Below are 232 nucleotides of genomic sequence, written 5' to 3' on the forward strand. Positions count from 1 at the left end.
GGTGTTAGTCAACTTATAAGTGTTCCTTATGCATTATATGCAAAAAATAGTGGTAGTTCTGTTGCTGGTCCACAAGGCCCTAAGGGTGACAAAGGTGATCAGGGAATACAAGGTGTAGCAGGATTAGACGGAGCAGATGGAGCAACAGGTCCTAAAGGAGATAAAGGTGACAAAGGAGATACCGGTGATCAAGGAATACAAGGGATACAAGGTGTAGCAGGATTAGACGGAG

The 232-nt window shown here is 44.4% G+C and carries 1 pseudogene; it reads left to right on the top strand.

From position 1 onward, the window contains the following. Positions 1–232 (top strand): annotated as a pseudogene (locus ACH5TX_RS00020) (hypothetical protein); the annotation flags it as partial.

The sequence above is a fragment of the Thalassobellus citreus genome, from assembly GCF_044385915.1.
Taxonomy (GTDB): Bacteria; Bacteroidota; Bacteroidia; order Flavobacteriales; family Flavobacteriaceae; genus Thalassobellus; species Thalassobellus citreus.